General features: G+C 59.7%; 19 protein-coding genes and 1 tRNA gene. 15 read left to right on the forward strand and 5 right to left on the reverse strand.

The window, feature by feature from the left end:
- Positions 1–40 precede the first annotated feature (40 nt).
- The 8 genes from JOE65_RS08740 to arfB are packed head-to-tail and all read left to right on the forward strand — an operon-like array spanning position 41 to position 7,425.
- The gene (locus tag JOE65_RS08740) at positions 41–1,354 is read left to right on the forward strand and encodes an acetyl-CoA C-acetyltransferase (protein WP_205162826.1); all 1,314 of its coding nucleotides are present in this window, start codon (positions 41–43) and stop codon (positions 1,352–1,354) included.
- Positions 1,355–1,357: 3 nt separating this feature from the next.
- Positions 1,358–2,698: a 3-oxoacyl-ACP reductase gene (locus tag JOE65_RS08745; protein ID WP_205162827.1), complete on the forward strand. Its 1,341-nt coding sequence runs from the start codon at positions 1,358–1,360 to the stop codon at positions 2,696–2,698.
- A complete protein-coding gene (locus JOE65_RS08750) occupies positions 2,695–3,588 on the forward strand; it encodes a MaoC family dehydratase (RefSeq protein WP_205162828.1) in 894 nt (297 codons plus the stop codon). The genes JOE65_RS08745 and JOE65_RS08750 overlap by 4 nt, the downstream gene beginning before the upstream one ends.
- Positions 3,589–3,633: 45 nt before the next feature.
- Positions 3,634–4,863 carry a kynureninase gene (locus JOE65_RS08755; protein ID WP_205162829.1) on the forward strand — a complete coding sequence of 410 codons (1,230 nt, stop codon included), beginning with the start codon at positions 3,634–3,636 and terminating at the stop codon, positions 4,861–4,863.
- Positions 4,864–4,906: 43 nt separating this feature from the next.
- Positions 4,907–5,590 carry an MSMEG_4193 family putative phosphomutase gene (locus JOE65_RS08760; RefSeq protein WP_205162830.1) on the forward strand — a complete coding sequence of 228 codons (684 nt, stop codon included), beginning with the start codon at positions 4,907–4,909 and terminating at the stop codon, positions 5,588–5,590.
- 33 nt (positions 5,591–5,623) lie between these two features.
- Complete coding sequence (locus JOE65_RS08765) at positions 5,624–6,190, forward strand: DUF3090 domain-containing protein (protein ID WP_205162831.1); 567 nt, start codon at positions 5,624–5,626, stop codon at positions 6,188–6,190.
- Complete coding sequence (locus tag JOE65_RS08770; protein WP_205162832.1) at positions 6,190–6,957, forward strand: SCO1664 family protein; 768 nt, start codon at positions 6,190–6,192, stop codon at positions 6,955–6,957. Before JOE65_RS08765 ends, JOE65_RS08770 begins: the two co-directional genes overlap by 1 nt.
- 45 nt (positions 6,958–7,002) lie before the next feature.
- Positions 7,003–7,425 carry an alternative ribosome rescue aminoacyl-tRNA hydrolase ArfB gene (gene arfB / locus JOE65_RS08775; protein WP_205162833.1) on the forward strand — a complete coding sequence of 141 codons (423 nt, stop codon included), beginning with the start codon at positions 7,003–7,005 and terminating at the stop codon, positions 7,423–7,425.
- 71 nt (positions 7,426–7,496) lie between these two features.
- Here arfB and JOE65_RS08780 read toward each other — a convergent pair whose 3' ends face one another.
- Positions 7,497–7,799: a DUF4193 domain-containing protein gene (locus JOE65_RS08780; RefSeq protein WP_205162834.1), complete on the reverse strand. Its 303-nt coding sequence runs from the start codon at positions 7,797–7,799 to the stop codon at positions 7,497–7,499.
- A 265-nt stretch (positions 7,800–8,064) separates the two neighbouring features.
- Positions 8,065–8,147, reverse strand: a tRNA-Leu gene (locus JOE65_RS08785).
- Between the two features lie 154 nt (positions 8,148–8,301).
- Here JOE65_RS08785 and JOE65_RS08790 point away from each other — a divergent pair.
- The 3 genes from JOE65_RS08790 to JOE65_RS15620 are packed head-to-tail and all read left to right on the forward strand — an operon-like array spanning position 8,302 to position 10,112.
- Entirely contained in the window at positions 8,302–9,606 is a 1,305-nt protein-coding gene (locus JOE65_RS08790) for a M20/M25/M40 family metallo-hydrolase (RefSeq protein WP_205162835.1), read from the forward strand.
- A gap of 12 nt (positions 9,607–9,618) precedes the next feature.
- Positions 9,619–9,930 (forward strand): hypothetical protein, encoded by a 312-nt coding sequence (locus JOE65_RS08795; RefSeq protein ID WP_205164244.1) that lies wholly within the window; start codon positions 9,619–9,621, stop codon positions 9,928–9,930.
- Complete coding sequence (locus JOE65_RS15620; RefSeq protein WP_205162836.1) at positions 9,834–10,112, forward strand: hypothetical protein; 279 nt, start codon at positions 9,834–9,836, stop codon at positions 10,110–10,112. Before JOE65_RS08795 ends, JOE65_RS15620 begins: the two co-directional genes overlap by 97 nt.
- Positions 10,113–10,248: 136 nt before the next feature.
- On the opposite strand, the gene JOE65_RS08805 is transcribed toward JOE65_RS15620, so the two are convergent.
- The gene (locus JOE65_RS08805; protein WP_205162837.1) at positions 10,249–10,482 is read right to left on the reverse strand and encodes a DUF5703 family protein; all 234 of its coding nucleotides are present in this window, start codon (positions 10,480–10,482) and stop codon (positions 10,249–10,251) included.
- Between the two features lie 90 nt (positions 10,483–10,572).
- On the opposite strand from JOE65_RS08805, the gene JOE65_RS08810 reads away from it, so the two are divergent.
- Positions 10,573–10,830 carry a hypothetical protein gene (locus JOE65_RS08810; RefSeq protein WP_205162838.1) on the forward strand — a complete coding sequence of 86 codons (258 nt, stop codon included), beginning with the start codon at positions 10,573–10,575 and terminating at the stop codon, positions 10,828–10,830.
- Between the two features lie 4 nt (positions 10,831–10,834).
- On the opposite strand, the gene JOE65_RS08815 is transcribed toward JOE65_RS08810, so the two are convergent.
- Positions 10,835–11,770 (reverse strand): aldo/keto reductase, encoded by a 936-nt coding sequence (locus JOE65_RS08815; RefSeq protein WP_205162839.1) that lies wholly within the window; start codon positions 11,768–11,770, stop codon positions 10,835–10,837.
- A 49-nt stretch (positions 11,771–11,819) separates the two neighbouring features.
- On the opposite strand from JOE65_RS08815, the gene JOE65_RS08820 reads away from it, so the two are divergent.
- Both JOE65_RS08820 and mshC read left to right on the forward strand, forming a co-directional pair.
- Entirely contained in the window at positions 11,820–12,644 is an 825-nt protein-coding gene (locus JOE65_RS08820; RefSeq protein WP_205162840.1) for an undecaprenyl-diphosphate phosphatase, read from the forward strand.
- Between the two features lie 55 nt (positions 12,645–12,699).
- Positions 12,700–13,965 (forward strand): cysteine--1-D-myo-inosityl 2-amino-2-deoxy-alpha-D-glucopyranoside ligase, encoded by a 1,266-nt coding sequence (gene mshC, locus JOE65_RS08825; protein WP_205162841.1) that lies wholly within the window; start codon positions 12,700–12,702, stop codon positions 13,963–13,965.
- On the opposite strand, the gene JOE65_RS08830 is transcribed toward mshC, so the two are convergent.
- A complete protein-coding gene (locus tag JOE65_RS08830; protein WP_205162842.1) occupies positions 13,962–14,855 on the reverse strand; it encodes a PAC2 family protein in 894 nt (297 codons plus the stop codon). The genes mshC and JOE65_RS08830 overlap by 4 nt on opposite strands.
- Positions 14,856–14,958: 103 nt before the next feature.
- Here JOE65_RS08830 and JOE65_RS08835 point away from each other — a divergent pair, with 103 nt between their 5' ends.
- Positions 14,959–16,104 (forward strand): site-2 protease family protein, encoded by a 1,146-nt coding sequence (locus JOE65_RS08835; RefSeq protein WP_205162843.1) that lies wholly within the window; start codon positions 14,959–14,961, stop codon positions 16,102–16,104.
- The last annotated feature ends 30 nt before the right edge of the window (positions 16,105–16,134 follow it).

The following is a 16,134-nucleotide window of genomic DNA, read 5'->3' on the forward strand; positions in this document are numbered from 1 at the left end:
CTTGGTATCAGTAATTGACGCGATCTAAGGAGACCATCACGTGGCCAGCAACGAAAACCAGAAACAAGGAAACCAGGTTCGTCAGGCGGTCGTCATAGGAGGCAACCGCATCCCCTTTGCCCGCACCGGTGGAGCGTACACGTACTCCTCTAATCAGGACATGCTCACCGCAGCGCTGGACGGACTGATAGCCCGCTTTGGCCTACAGGGCGAACGTATGGGCGCCATGGCTGCCGGCGCCGTACTCAAACACTCACGGGACTTCAACCTCACCCGCGAAGTAGTTCTCGGTTCCGCACTCTCAGCCCACACTCCGGCCTATGACGTCCAGCAGGCGTGCGCAACTGGACTGGAAGCCATCGTGGGTATAGCCAACAAAATCAAGCTCGGCATGATCGAATCAGGCATTGCAGGCGGCGTCGACTCCGCCTCAGACGCCCCCATCGCCGTCAGCGAAGGTCTGCGCCGAGTACTGCTGGATCTCTCCCGGGCAAAAACCACCAGCCAAAAATTGCAGGCACTGAGCAAGTTCAGGCCCAGCGACCTTGCACCCAGCGCCCCCGGAACGGGAGAGCCCCGTACGGGACTCACCATGGGAGAACACCAGGCGCTGACCACCGTGCATTGGGAGATCACCCGCCAGGCACAGGACGAGTTGGCGCTCGCCAGCCACAAAAACCTTTCTGCAGCCTATGACCGCGGATTCTTCGACGATCTCATGACGCCATACCGCGGCCTATCCAGAGACTCGAACATGCGCGGCGACACCTCGCTGGAGAAACTCGCCAAACTCAAACCAGCGTTTGGCAAGAACCTTGGCGACCAGGCAACCATGACAGCCGGAAACTCCACGCCGCTCACTGACGGTGCATCAACCGTGCTGCTCGGTTCCGAAGACTACGCACGGCAGCATGATCTGCCAATGCTCGCCAACGTGGTCGATGCCGAGGCAGCCGCAGTCGACTTCGTCCACGGCGCAGAAGGACTGCTGATGGCCCCGGTCTACGCGGTTCCACGCATGCTCGCGCGCAACGGGTTGTCGTTTGCCGACTTTGATTTCTTCGAAATCCACGAAGCCTTCGCCGGAACGGTGCTCAGTTCCATCAAGGCCTGGGAAAACGAAGAATTCTGCCGTACCCGCCTAGGCCTCGACGGCGCACTGGGATCCATCGACCGCCATAAGCTCAACGTCAACGGATCCTCGCTAGCAGCAGGCCACCCCTTCGCCGCAACTGGTGGACGAATCGTCGCTTCCCTGGCCAAGATGCTTCACGATAAGGGTTCGGGCCGCGGCCTGATCTCCGTCTGCGCTGCAGGCGGTCAAGGCGTCGTAGCAATCTTGGAGGCACGCTAACCCATGCCAGACACATACCTGAATCTTGTCAATACCGGCATCACTCAAGAGCTAGCCAAGAAACTCGGTCTTCCGCGGCCATCAGTGCTAAGGCGCTTCAACGCCTCCAAGCCACTGGTGCCAGGACCCGTTCTCTTACTCGGCGAAGGCGATTCCGCGAATCACCTCTCGGAGGCAATGCTGGGCTGGAACCTTGACGTGCGTCGTCATATGGCACCGGGGCAGAAACTGGGCGCCATCATTATCGCCTGGGACTCGCTGAGCACACCGGGTGAGCTCTCAGATGCCGCGCTCATGGCCGGTCCGGCGCTGAAAGATCTCCTTACTGGCGGACGTTTCATTACCATTTCGCGACCCGCTGTGGACGGAGACTCTCCAGAAACTGCTGCCGCACGGCAGGGTGTCGACGGCTTCCTGCGGTCCGTTGCCCACGAGATGCGCGGCGGCGGTACGGCAAACGGCATTCTTCTGGCAGGGAACGTCACCACAGCGGCGCCGAGCCTCATTGCGTCGCTTCGGTTCCTGCTCTCCGGACGTAGCGCCTACGTCAGCGGCCAGTTCCTCGAGGTCTCCAGTAACTCCGGAGATTTCCCTGCCAACTGGAACCAGCCTCTTGCTGGCAAGGTAGCTGTCGTAACAGGAGCAGCGCGCGGAATTGGCGCGGCCATAGCCAAGGTCCTCAAGCGCGATGGCGCGCAGCTCATCGTCGTCGACGTACCACCAGCCGGGGAGCAGCTCGCCAAGGTAGCCAACCAACTCGGAGGGACGGCCCTCCAACTCGACATCACAGCCGATGATGCTGGCGAGCGCATTCTGGAGCACGCGCTCTCTCGGTATGGGCGGCTGGACATCGTGGTGCACAACGCCGGAATCACACGGGACAAACTCCTGGCCAACATGGACGAGACCAAATGGAAATCGGTCCTCGCCGTCAACATAGAATCCCAGCTCCACATGAACCGCCAGCTTCTGGACAATGGGAACTTCGGCCGCAACGGCAGGATCATCTCGCTTGCATCCACCAGCGGTATTGCCGGAAACCGGGGCCAGAGCAATTATGCAACGTCGAAAGCAGGCGTCATCGGCATGGTTCGCGCTACAGCGCCAGCAATCGGAAAGCTGGGTGGTTCAATCAACGCGGTGGCACCGGGCTTCATCGAGACCGAGATGACAGCCAAGATCCCGTTTCTAACACGCCAGGTAGCCAGGAGGCTCAGCAGCCTCCAGCAGGGTGGGCTCCCTATCGACGTGGCCGAAACGATTTCGTTCCTCGCCTCTGATGCTGCCGCAGGAGTAAACGGCGAAGTCATCAGGGTATGCGGGCAGAACCTGGTCGGCGCATGAAAACCATCGACCTGTCTGAGATTCCCGCCCTTCCGAAACTGTACGTTTCGGCAGTCGGAGCTGCTGCCCGACAGAAGCTGGGCGGTAAACAAAGCGGCTCCGTGCTTCCGGAAGTTCGCCACAGCGTCAAGTCTGCCAGCGTCGACGTCGCAGCATTAACCGCATTCCAGCATGTACTGAACATGCCGGTTCGGGATGAGTTGCCGTCCGGGTACGTCCATGCGTTTGCCTTCCCAGTGGCCATGAGCGTCATGGCCCGAGAGGATTTTCCGCTCCCACTGCTGGGGATGGTTCATCTGCGAAACAGGGTTGAACATTTCGCGCGGATCGACTTCAGAGAGTCACTGGATATTACCGCGTGGGCTGAGAATCTCAGTGGACACCGTGCGGGAACCCAGGTGGATCTCATGGTCGAGGTGAGTAGCGGGGGAAAGACCCGCTGGCGAGGTAACTCCACCTACTTAGCCAAGGGTATCTTCCTGCCCGGAACCGACAAGGTGAATGCGCGGGAGAAGGAAGAATTTCAGCCGCCCGCTCCCACTGCCCGATGGCGTCTGGGCGCTGGCACCGGGCGAGACTACGCGCAGGTTTCTGGCGACTTCAACCCGATCCACCTCAGCGCGCTGTCGGCAAAGATTCTAGGTATGCGGCAACAGATCGCTCACGGAATGTATATGGCGTCCCGGGTGGTTCAGGAAGCCACGCCACCCGGAGCCAAAGCATTTACATGGGAGATTTCTTTTGAAGCTCCGGTGTATCTTCCAGCGACCCTTGGGGTTGCCATCGATGAGGCAATGGAGGAAAACCAGTGGGAGGGCACAACCTTCAGTGCGTGGAATGAAAAAAGCTGGCGGCGACACTTTCATGGAAGTATCCGGCCCATCAGTTGAACACTCTGGACGGAGCATCCTCCAGCCGGATTTAGACTGGGGGATATGACTGTCGATTCATTGCTTACCCGTGCCCACGCTCTGGATTCTGCTGATCCGTTGGTCGAACACCGCAAACGGTTTATCGGTCACAACGATCCTGGATTGCCCGCATATCTGGACGGAAACTCATTGGGCAGGCCCCTACAGTCCACCCTTGAACGCTACAACTCCTTTATCACCACTCAGTGGGGTGGCCGGCTCATCCGCGGATGGGACGACGGTTGGCTTCAGCTGCCACTGACACTGGGAGACAGGATCGGTGAAGTGGCGCTGGGTGCTGCCAAAGGCCAGTGCATCGTCGCCGACTCAACGACGGTGCTGCTTTATAAATTGGCACGCGCAGCGGTAGCGGCGCGTCCTGGACGAACAGAAATCGTTGTGGACCGGGACAATTTTCCCACAGACCGCTACATCATGGAGGGCATCGCCGACGAATGCGGCCTCCGTCTCAGGTGGGTGCAGCCTTCCCCTGACGGCGGCATGACGTCCGAGGACGTTCGTGATGTTGTCGGCCCTGACACCGCTTTCGTGGTCCTGAGTCATGTTGCATACCGCTCTGGTTACCTCTCGGATATGGAGAGCATCACAGCTTGCGTGCACGACGCCGGCGCGCTGGTCCTGTGGGATCTTTCCCACAGCGTTGGTTCCGTCCCCGTCCACCTGGATGACTGCGGTGTGGACTACGCTGTCGGCTGCAGTTACAAGTACCTCAACGGGGGCCCGGGCGCACCTGCATGGGCGTACGTCGCCGAACGACACCAGGCGGAGTTGAATCAACCCATTCAGGGCTGGCTTGGTTCAGCGGACCCATTCGGCATGGTCCAAGGCTATGAGCCAGCGCTGGGCATCCGTCGGATGCTCTCCGGGACGCCGCCCATCATGGGGATGCTCGCCATCGAGGACATGGTCGATTTGATCGGCACAGTGGGTATGGACGAAGTCCGGAAAAAGTCCGTCGCACTCACCGAATTCGCACTCGAATCGGTGGAGGTGCTGTTGGCGCCCCACGATGTCCGTGTGGCCTCGCCAACAGACGCAGCTAGACGGGGGAGTCACATCACGATTGACCACCCCTCCTTCAAGGAAGTGACGGCCCAGCTCTGGGAAAAAGGTATCATCCCGGACTATCGCAACCCGGACGGTATCCGGCTGGGGATGTCTCCGCTGTCCACGTCCTTTGGAGAGACTTTGCATGGAGTCATGGCGATTGAGGCGATTCTCGCAGCCGGATAGGTGCGTGGGGCGCCGCCGTCGTGCAGATGGTTAGTCTGGGTATATGGCTACAGTTATTCTTGTGCGGCACGGCCGCACTACAGCGAATGCCACCGGTCGACTGGCCGGGCGGACCGTCGGCGTCAGTCTGGACCAGATCGGGTGCGACCAAGCGGCCCTGACCGGTGACCGGCTCGCGGCCGTGCCCGTCGTGGCAGTGGTGTCGAGCCCCCTCGAGCGTTGTCAGCAGACCGCGCAGTACATCCTCGATCGTCAGGTAGGCACCCCGCTCGCGCCGGTCGATCTCGATCTCACCGAGTGCGATTACGGCCAATGGCAGGGCCAAACGCTCAGTGACCTCGCGTCCGAGGACTTGTGGTCGGTTGTGCAGTCTCAACCGTCCGCCGTCATCTTTCCCGGCGGCGAATCCATGGCCGCCATGCAGGCCCGGTCGGTGGCAGCGATTCGGCGCCACGATGCAGCCTTCGAGGCCGAACACGGGCCTGGGGCTGTGTGGGTGGCGGTGAGCCACGGTGACATCATCAAGTCGATCCTCGCCGACGCGTTCGGCATGCACCTTGACCTGTTCCAACGGATCAACGTGGGTCCCGCTTCCGTGTCGATCGTTCGCTACGGTACGTCTCGGCCGAGCGTCTACGCCACCAACACCGACGCGGGGGACCTGTCGTGGTTGTCCAACAGCATCCAGTCAGGTGATGCGCCAGTAGGTGGCGGTGCAGGGCAATAGGTGCCACGAACCTCATGCGCCTAAAATACTTGTATGCCCACAAATGTTCATGAGTTCACCTGGCCTGATCGGGTCGTCGTTGGCACCATTGGCGTCCCGGGGGCGCGCACGTTCTATCTGCAGGTGCGCGCGGGAACGCAGATCGTTAGTATTGCCTTGGAGAAGCAGCAGTCGGCTTTGCTCGCCGAAAGGATTGACGAGATTCTCGACCAGCTCATCACCCTTGAGGGCAACCCCTTCAGCATTCCCACGAGCACTCCCATTGAACTTGTCGACAATGACCAGCTCGAGCCCGTTCAGGAGCAGTTTCGAACGGGCGCCATGAGCCTTGGGTGGGACCCAACGACGGTGCAGGTCGTCATCGAGGCCTACCCGATCACCGACGTCGATGCTCATGATGACCGTGATGAAAACATCGAAACCCTTGATGAAGAAGACGTTGATGTGCCCGAAATGCTGCTGGTGCGAATGCCGGTCGGCACCGCCCGCGCATTTGCCAAGCGCACCCGTGAGATCGTGGGCGCCGGACGTCGGGCGTGTTCGCTCTGCGGGTATCCCGTTGACGCCGACGGGCACATCTGTACCCTTCCCGAGGTCTGATGCCAGCGCCCAACCTCGTGACCGCCGAGCTGACGCTCACCGGTCGTATCACGACGGCTTCAAACGCCACTTTCCTGGGCAGCATCGGTGGCACAGCGGTCGTCTACAAGCCGATAGCGGGGGAGCATCCGCTGTGGGATTTTCCCAACGGTTTCCTGGCCCACCGGGAGGTGGCCGCCTACCTCGTCTCGCAGGTATTCGGCTGGAACGTCGTACCCCACACCTGGCTGCGCGATGGTCCACTGGGCCACGGAATGGTGCAGCTCTGGCAGGAGCAAGACCCCGACCAGAACGCCGTGAACCTGGCCGCGACTGATCACGTGCCCGAGACCGGTTGGAAACATATTTTCGAGGGTCGAGACGAGAACGGACGGATGGTCACTCTCATCCATGAAGACTCGCCAGCGTTGCGACGCATGGCCGTGTTCGACGTGGTCGTCAACAATGCTGACCGCAAAGGCGACCACATTCTTGCGATGATCGACGGACGCCGGCACGGCGTGGACCATGGGCTCACCTTTCACAGTGAAGACAAGCTGCGCACGGTCCTGTGGGGGTGGCTGGGCGACGCGCTGAGCGCCGATGAACTCGACGGTGTCGACCGTGTCAGTGCAGGACTCCATGGTGAGCTGGGCCGCAACTTGGCGGACTTGCTCAGCGCCGAAGAAATTACTTCGCTCGCAGCACGTTGCGCCCGGTTGCGCCTTGCAGGGCGGTTCCCGGCTCCAAGCGGGGAGATGTCGGCGGTGCCCTGGCCGCTGTTCTAGGGCAATTGCGGCCACAGGCTTCGCAGGTTGTGTCACGCTGGTGGCATGGATCTTGAGGTGTCAACGAAACTCATCATTCCTGGGCGTGAACTCGGCTGGCGGTTCTCCAAGTCGTCAGGCCCGGGCGGGCAACACGTGAATACCTCGGACAGTCGCGTCGAGTTGTTCTGGAACGTCGCCGACTCGACCGTGCTCTCCGACGACCAGCGGATGCTGCTACTCACCCGACTTGGTCGCCACCTCGTCACCGGGACTGTCACCGTCGCCGCCTCCGAGCAGCGTTCTCAACTACGTAATCGCGAAACGGCAATGCGCAAGCTGGCCGACCTCGTGACTGCGGGGCTGTCCTCCGATTCTCCGCAGCGTCGAGCGACCAAACCAACGCGCGGGTCCGCCCGGAGGCACCTCGCTGCCAAGCAGAAGCGCTCCGCCACGAAACGCAACCGGCAGCGTCCATCGGTCGATTAGCACGATAAAGGCCGAGTAGCGAATACAGTGGCATTGGAGATAGACAGTGGGCGCCGCGAGAAGCTGGAGGACTATTCCTCGCACTCAGCGCAGTACTTAGCGCCCTTCTTTTCGCGGGCAAGCTGCGTACGGTGCTTGACCAAGAAGCATGACATGCAGGTAAATTCGTCCTCCCGTTCAGGGATGACGGTGATGAGGAGTTCTTCCTCCAGGACGGCGCCGGGCAGATCGAAACCCTCGGCTGTATCGCTCTCATCTGTGTCGATCGTAGAGGACTGGGTCGTGGCGCTGCGCCGCGCCTGGATCGCTTCGAGGGATTCATTGACGGGCTGGTCTTCAGGCCGGACGCGTGGCTCGTCGTAGTCAGTTGCCATGATGGTTCGTTGTCCTTCTTGTTGGTGCGTGAGCAAACAGAGTACATGTGCTCGGTAGTAAGAGCATCACGCCGAGACGAGCGCCACATCAGCTCACCGGTCCAGGGCTGTGGCTAGACGGTTGTTTAGCGCCTGACGGTGTAACCGTTGACGTTCGTCAACAGGCCTATGTGGTCCTCGATCATCTTGATGACCGTATACACACCAATAAAATACATGTGGGTCGAGAACATAAAAAAACCCCGGAAGTCCGGGGCTTTTCTAGTGCGCGGAGGGGGACTTGAACCCCCACCCTGTTTCCAGGACTAGCACCTCAAGCTAGCGCGTCTGCCATTCCGCCACCCGCGCTCAGGTGATTTTCGCGTATTCGGGTCACCCCGAAACCGTCGAAAGCAGCGAGAAAAACTCTAACACGAGATGGGTCCGTTCGTTGAATCGAGGGCGACCGGTAGGGTGGCCGTATCAAGGCCGTTACTCGACAAGATTTTCGAAGGAGACCTCCATGTCCGGACTGCGCGGAGAAGATGAGGTTGTTGGCATCTGCCAGGATCTGATTCGGATCGACACCTCTAACTTTGGAAACAATGAGGGACCTGGTGAACGGGAGGCAGCAGAATACGTTGCGCGCCTCATCGACGAGGCGGGGCTGAGCCCTGAAATCCATGAAGCAGCTCCTGGTCGGGCATCAGTTGTTACGAGAATGCCGGGAAAAAACCCGTCGCTACCTGCCCTCGTGGTTCACGGGCATCTGGATGTTGTACCGGCCCAGAAAGAAGACTGGTCCGTTGATCCGTTCAGCGGCGAAGAAAGGGACGGTCTGATCTGGGGCCGTGGCGCTGTGGATATGAAGGACATGGACGCAATGATTCTGGCGGTGTTGCGTCAGATGAGACGCGACGACGTGCAGCCAGAACGCGATCTGATTTTCGGGTTCTTCGCTGATGAGGAGGCTGGCGGAGACTACGGGGCCTCGTGGTTGGTGGACAATAAACCGGAGTTGTTCGACGGCGCTACAGAAGCCATTTCCGAGGTAGGCGGTTTCTCATCAACCATTGGCGGGAAGAGGGCGTACCTCTTGCAAACCGCAGAAAAGGGGATTTCTTGGCTGCGCCTGACCGCCCACGGGCGGGCTGGCCACGGATCACACATCAATACTGACAATGCCGTTACCAGATTGGCCCGTGCAGTTGCGCGGGTAGGGGATCACACGTGGCCGATCGAGCTGACGGACACAACGAGGGAATTCGTTGGACGCGTTACGGAGTTGACTGGGGTCGAATTCGACGCGGAGAATCCGGACACGCTTTTAGCGGAGTTGGGCACGCTTTCACGCTTCGTTGGTGCAACCCTGCAGAACACAGCAAATCCTACGCTGCTCAAGAGCGGGTATAAGCACAACGTCATTCCGGGCACCGCTGAGGCACTGATTGATGTGCGCACCCTGCCCGGCCAGGAAGAGTCGGTGCTCGAGATCATTCGTCATTTGGCCGGAGAAGGGGTGGACGTTACCTCAGATCACAGCGATGTATCGCTGGAAGTACCCTTTTCCGGCGACCTCGTTGACTCGATGATCGGCGCCCTGCAAGCGGAAGATCCGGGCGCCCCTGTGTTGCCATACACGCTCTCCGGCGGAACGGACAACAAGTCTTTGAGCCGACTGGGAATCACCGGCTATGGGTTCGCCCCCTTACAGCTTCCGGACGAACTGGACTTCACGGGGATGTTCCATGGCGTGGATGAACGAGTTCCCACCGAGTCCCTCAAATTCGGCACACGCGTTCTCAACCGTCTGCTGACAACTTACTAGGAGGTCTACCCCGTGACATCGATGAGGATGGGACTGATGGATGACATTCTTCCCCAGGACATGCTCGACACTTTTCGAGGACGTGCCAGCCAGTATGATGAGCAAAATCATTTCTTCGACGAAGATCTTGCCGATCTGCGCGAGGCCGGGTACCTCAGTCTCTTCACATCAACTGCCGATGGTGGAAAGGACTGGCCGCGGTATATACCGGCATTGCGGATCGGGCATTGGAGCTCGCGGTCGAATCAGCACATGGCCGATCATCCTACAAGAACGGTGGGAGATCCGGTGCTCATGATCCTGACATCCGGCGCCGTATCGTAGCGGCGGTACTTCAATTGGATTCGGCAGTACCGCGGCTCCAACAGACTGCCCGCGACGTCGATCAAATGATTGACCACGGAGCCAAGTGGTTCGGGCTTCTGTCAGGTGTGAAGGTGACATGCACCCGAACAGCCCGTGACGTCGTCGACATGGCGCAGCAGGGGTGCGGTGGCCGCGGATAATTCAGGGGATAAGAGATTGAGAGGCTTTACCGCGATGTTGCAGCCGGAATCTTTCATCCATCCAGTGAAGACAGTGCTCTTGGCACGATCGCCAACGCATGGCTCGGACCGATACCAAACTAGGGGACTCCGACCCTCAGGCGCTACGAGCGACCCGAAGTACTTTCCGACGCAGCCAGAACCGGCGTCCGCCGCCCGTGTAGAGCCGGCTCTTTTGTAGCTCCCACTTGCCGTACTCGGCATGTTCTGTCAGTAGTTGGCGTGCTACTTGTAGAGGATCTTCGGGGCTGAGCGTCAGCACCAGATATTCATAGTGTCGTGCATAGTCTCGTTGGCGGACCGCCGCGGCGGCCAAATACTGTTCCCTCATGGTTCCTCCGAACTGCCCGATGACGTACTTCGTTAAAATGATTGGACTGTTGCTCTTTATTTTGCTGCGTAAACAGATAACGTCGTACCCATGAGCATAGATCCGAGTGTCGCGCTCCAGTCATTGATATCCGCCTTCGAAGAACATCTTGCAGCGGCTGCGTCCCGACGTGGCCCCAACGATCCGTCAGTGGAGGCCGCCTACGTGGCGATTGCTGACGCATTCGAGGATTATGAGGAGGTCCTTTTCGACTCGTATGACGAGGTGACGCCCCTGGAAATTTATGACGATGATGACGATGATGATGACGGCAGGGACGACGATGACAGGGACGACGACGAAGCATGAGTGATTAGTCCGCTTCGGAAATTTCGTCGAGAACAGCGGTGATCTGTTCGGGCAGCTGAGAGGTGTCGCTGGCCAGAATGGCCGCCAGTTGTTCTGCGTTTCGGGCGCCAACTACGGCCGTCGCTACCCCCGGTCGATGGAGTAGCCAACGGATGGCCGTTTCTGCACAGCTTATCTTCAGCCCCTGAGCAGCCGTAGCGACGGCGTCGGTAACTCGTGCTGGACGTCCCTCCAGATACGGTTCGACGTATGGAGCCCAGCGGTCAGACGCCGCCCGGGAGTCGGCTGGAACCCGACCCCGGTATTTTCCGGTGAGTGCGCCTCTACCCAGGGGCGCCCATGCCATCAGACCGATCCGCATGGCTTCCGATGCAGGAACAACTTCTTGTTCCGCTCGTCTGTTCAAAAGTGAGTACTCACACTGATGGGCTGTCATGGGAACGGCTGAGAGTGCAGCGGCACGGGCGAGTTGCCAGCCCGCATGGTTCGCAAGACCCACGTAGCGCACCCTGCCTGAGGTATACGCGGTCTCCAGTGCCGAGAGGACTTCGCCCACAGGTACGTGTTCATCCGGGGCTGGTGCCAGCCAAAGGTCCAGATGGTCCGTGCCAAGCCTGCTCATGCTCGCATCCAGAGAGTCCAGCAAACCACGGCGCGAGGAATCCATCCGCGGATCCGACCTACCGCGCCGAAGCCCGCCTTGTGAGACGAGAACGAGATCCTGCCGGGCAACGACGTCACCGATCAGCGAGCCCAGAATCGCTTCCGACCGACCGTCCGCGAAACTAGCCGCCGTGTCCACCAGTGTTCCGCCCGACGTGAGAAAACACTGTAGCTGGGAACGCGCTGTGTCTTCATCCACCTCTAGACCCCAATTCATGGTTCCAAGGCCAATTTCTGAGACGGACAGGCCGCTGTCACCCATAATTCTTCGCTGCATAAGGCAAGCCTACGGGTTTGATTCGATGCCGTGGCATAGGGTCATATCTGTGAATTGGTTCGAAGCTGCTTTCCTGGGATTTATCCAGGGCCTAACGGAATTTCTCCCGATCTCTTCGAGCGCACACCTGCGCATAGTCGGAGAGCTCCTGCCCAATGCCCAGGACCCCGGAGCCGCTTTTACAGCGATCACCCAGTTGGGTACAGAAACAGCAGTAGTCGTGTACTTCTGGCGGGACATCGTAAGAATCGTCAAGGCCTGGTTTGGATCCCTAGCCGGGAGGGTCCCACGCGGTGATCCTGATGCCAAGATGGGGTGGCTTGTGATTCTGGGGAGCATCCCGATTGTGCTACTTGGTTTCTTGTTCCAGGACCAGATCGAAGGTGCACTGCGCAGTTTGTGGCTGATCGCGACAATGCTGATCATCTTCGGTATTATTCTGGCGATCGCTGACACCATAGGCCGGCAGAACCGCGACCTGACGGAGTTGACCTACAAACACGGCATTCTGTACGGCTTCGCCCAGGCAATGGCGCTGGTCCCGGGTGTGTCGCGGTCCGGAGGAACTATCACGGCCGGGCTGTTGATGGGTTACACCCGTGAGTCCGCTGCAAGGTATTCCTTCTTGTTGGCCATTCCGGCCGTCTTCGGCAGCGGTGTGTATCAACTGGTGAAAAGCTACGACGAGCCAGGGCCATTTTCGCTGGCGGAGACCGCGCTCGCTACGGGCGTTGCGTTCATCGTCGGCTTCGTGATTATTGGCTGGTTCCTCCGGTATGTGTCCACCAGAAGTTACCGGCTTTTCGTCTGGTACCGAATCCTCTTGGGTCTGGCCATTTACCTGCTGCTGGGTTACGGCGTCATTCAACCATAGAGACAACCGTGGGTTGGTTTTCAGCTGAACGCCCAGAGACCGTAAGGTGTAATCCGTGATTGCCTGGACTTCTACCGTTCCTGAAAATGTCCCCGGGTCGGGGCCTGAGCTGCAGCTCTACGATTCTTCCAGTCAGGAGATCCGGCCATTACCTCCCGGAGCCGGAACTGGAATGTACGTCTGCGGAATAACTCCCTACGACGCCACGCACATTGGCCATGCTTCAACGTATGTGGCCTTCGATCTTCTCAATCGCTATTGGCGCGACGGCGGCGCGGATGTTCAGTACGTGCAGAACGTCACTGATGTCGATGACCCTCTTCTTGAACGGGCCGAAGCGACCGGCATCGACTGGCGCGACCTGGCCGTGCAGCAAACGAACCTTTTCCGCGCTGACATGGAGGCGTTGAATGTCCTTGCCCCACAACACTATGTTGGGGCGGTAGAGACGGTGGACTGGTTGGTTCCGGTGGTTGAGGACCTGTTGGGTGAGGGCATTGCGTACACGGTTTCCAGCGACGACGGCGAGCCGGACGGAGACGTCTATTTTTCAGTTGAGAACGGACAATCGGCGTATTCGGGGCAGAACGCCTGGTACCTTGGCCAGATTTCGGGGTTGCCCGAAGCGACGATGCTTGAACTCTCAGCTGAACGCGGCGGTGACCCCAACCGCCCAGGAAAGCGTAATGCGCTTGACCCTCTCCTTTGGCGTGTGGCGCGCAGTGGCGAGCCACACTGGGACGGCGGCACACTTGGCCGCGGCCGACCAGGGTGGCATATCGAATGTTCCGTTATTGCCAAGCGACTGCTGCCCCAGCCCTTCGCCGTCCAGGGCGGTGGTTCTGATCTGGTGTTCCCGCACCACGAAATGAGTGCGGCCCACGCGTGGGCGTCGACCCGGGTACCGCTGGCGCACCACTACTGCCATGCCGGCATGGTGGCGCTGGATGGCGAAAAAATGAGTAAGTCCAAGGGCAACTTGGTGTTCGTCTCGCGTCTGTTGAACTCAGGAGTGGATCCTGCGGCGATTCGGCTCGCTATTCTTGCGCACCATTACCGGTCCGACTGGTCGTGGACCGAGGAGGGGCTGGGGACGGCTCAGCGGCGTGTCGAAGTGTGGCGTTCCGCCGTTCGACGCGGTACAGAGGAAGCGACGGCAGCTTCTCTGACCCAGGCAGTGCGTCAGGCCATGGCCGATGATCTCGACGCACCAGCAGCACTTCTTGCAGTCGATGAATGGTGTGAGCAGGGGGCCACGGGTGGCGGCCACGGAACCGAAGTGGCCACTTTGATGAGTTCACTGCTCGGGGTGCGACTCTAGTCCCGACCGCGTTTGCGCAGGTAGCGTTCGAACTCACGCGCTATCGATTCGCCGGTGGCTTCGGGCAATTCTGCCGTGTCTTTAGCTTCCTCTAGTTGCTTGACATACGCTGCCACTTCAGGGTCTTCAGTGGCGAGCTCATCCACTCCGCGTTCCCATGCTTCGGCTTCACCAGCGAGTGCCTCCGTGTCCACTGGCGAATCGAGAAGCTCCTCAAGTTTGTTCAGAAGCGCTAGCTGCGCCTTGGGGGAGGGGGAGTGTCCTACGTAATGAGGTACCGCAGCCCAGATGGACAGCGTGGGAATGTCCGCTAATCCCGCAACCTCGGATAATACGCTGACGATTCCAACAGGTCCCTCATACTCGGAAGATTCAACTCCGAGTGTCTCCCGGACGTCAGCGTCGTCAGCGGTCACCGTGACGGGAACAGGGCGCGTATGCGGTGCATCCGCCAACAACGCCCCAACCAGAATCACGCAGTCAACATCCAGCTCGCGTGCAGTGGCCATCAGATCCGCAGTGTAGGAACGCCATTTGTAGGACGGTTCCACACCGTTGACGAAGACAATGTCCAGCGCGGACTCTGGGACCCGGGCCCTACTGATGCGTGTCGACGGCCATTTGATGCGCCGGTGGCCATCTGCATCACGACTGAGGATGGGGCGCGTGAACTGAAAGTCGTAATATTCATCGGCGTCAATCGACGAGATTTTGTCGGCGTTCCAGTACCCTGACAGGAACTTGAGCGCATCGCTGGCGGCCTCGCCCGCATCGTTCCAGCCCTCAAAGGCAGCGATCATGACAGTGAATCGACCTTCGAGGCCGCCACCGCCCAACGGCCACACGCCGCGACTGCGGATTTTTTCCTCGTTCTGGTCCCTGCTCGTCATCCTCCAACCCTATGGTGCGCTCGTCCCGATGTCAGTTCACTCACCCCAGTCACGATGGGATGGCGAATGGCTGGCAGCGTGGCGCAAACGTAGACTGGCACGTATGACGGAACCGAATAAGCCGCGACGTGGCGGGATATCTCTTGGCCGCATTGCTTCCGTGCCCATAGTGCTGGCTTACTCGTGGTTCCTCATCGCTGCTTACGTCGTTGTCGTCTTCGGCCCACGGGTATCGACGCAATTTCCCGCCATCGGCGTCACTGCATATCTGGTTGCCTTTGCGTACGCCATCCTGCTGATGCTTTCTGTGCTGGTGCATGAACTCGCCCACGCGCTCTCAGCCCGAGCTTTCGGCTGGCCCACGGACAAAATTGTTCTCACGCTGTGGGGTGGTCACACACAGTTCTCGGGTTTCGTAGCCACCCCGGGACGCTCCGTGATCATGGCGATGGCAGGCCCGGCTGCCAACGCTGTCATAGCCTTCGTCGGCTGGCTGATCCTTCCCTTGTTCGACCCGGGGTCCGTTGGCTCGCTGCTAGTCAACATCCTGGTGTGGGCGAACATCCTCATCGCTGCGTTCAACGTGCTGCCTGGACTTCCTCTCGACGGCGGACGAATGGTCGAATCTCTGGTCTGGAAGGCCACTGGAAGCCAGCACAAGGGCACCATAGCTGCGGGATGGGCCGGACGGGTGATCGTCGTCGTCATGGTGCTCGGGCTTTTGGTGGTGCCGCTACTTCGCGGGGGAGCACCGGATCTCACAGTCCTGATCATCACCTTGTTAGTTGGTGGCTTCATGTGGATGGGCGCCAGCAGCGCCATCTACGCGGCGCACATCTATCTCAGAGTGGATAGCACCAGTGTCCGCGCGCTCATGCAGGCAGCCGTTGGAGTTCCCATGGGTGCCTCGGTGCTGCAGGCAGAAGCTGCCGGATCTGGAGTGCCCGCCGTCGTTCTGCTCGACGACGAAGGACGGCCTACAGCCATCCTCGACAATGTCGCCGCTCAAAATGTTCCTGTGCACCTTCGTGCAACAACGCCGTCGTCCGCGGCTGCCAGGACCCTGGCTGATGATGCGGTGCTCATGGACTGGCAGGAGGGGCCGGGCCTGGTCGCAGTCATGACTAAGCTGGACAGAAGCGAGTACGCGATCGTAGGCGATCAGCGGCAAGTTGTCGGCGTGCTGTATCAAGCTGCGGTGGTAGCGGCGGTGAAGGGCCAACGGAACCCCGTGCATGGCCAACGATGACCAAGAAGAGAGTATGAAACCAACAGTGCA

This window comes from Arthrobacter roseus, from assembly GCF_016907875.1.
GTDB classification, from domain to species: domain Bacteria; phylum Actinomycetota; class Actinomycetes; order Actinomycetales; family Micrococcaceae; genus Arthrobacter_J; species Arthrobacter_J roseus.